The sequence below is a fragment of the Neisseria sp. HMSC061B04 genome, assembly GCF_001836705.1.
Taxonomy (GTDB): domain Bacteria; phylum Pseudomonadota; class Gammaproteobacteria; order Burkholderiales; family Neisseriaceae; genus Neisseria.
Genome location: NZ_KV830237.1, coordinates 1 through 219 on the forward strand (window position 1 = coordinate 1; position 219 = coordinate 219).

Genomic DNA, 219 nt, shown 5'->3' on the forward strand with positions numbered 1-219 from the left:
TAATTCAAGGCTTTAAAAACGACAAAGATGGTACGTTCACAGCCAAAGCATTGGCTGACAATGCCGATGTGGTGGCAAATTTTAGAGATGAGTTGCGAGAGACCTTAAAACAAAATCAGGCTCAAGAAGTTGCTCAAAATACTCCTCAAGTTCAAGAAGAGCGCAGCTATGGCGATCGTTCGTTTGGTTAAATCCTTCCCAAATTTGAAGAATGCTGAT

The 219-nt window shown here is 41.1% G+C and carries 1 pseudogene; it reads left to right on the forward strand.

Annotation, left to right across the window (positions count from 1 at the left end):
• Positions 1 to 191 (forward strand): annotated as a pseudogene (locus HMPREF2661_RS10835) (CHAP domain-containing protein); the annotation flags it as partial.
• Between the last annotated feature and the right edge of the window lie 28 nt (positions 192 to 219).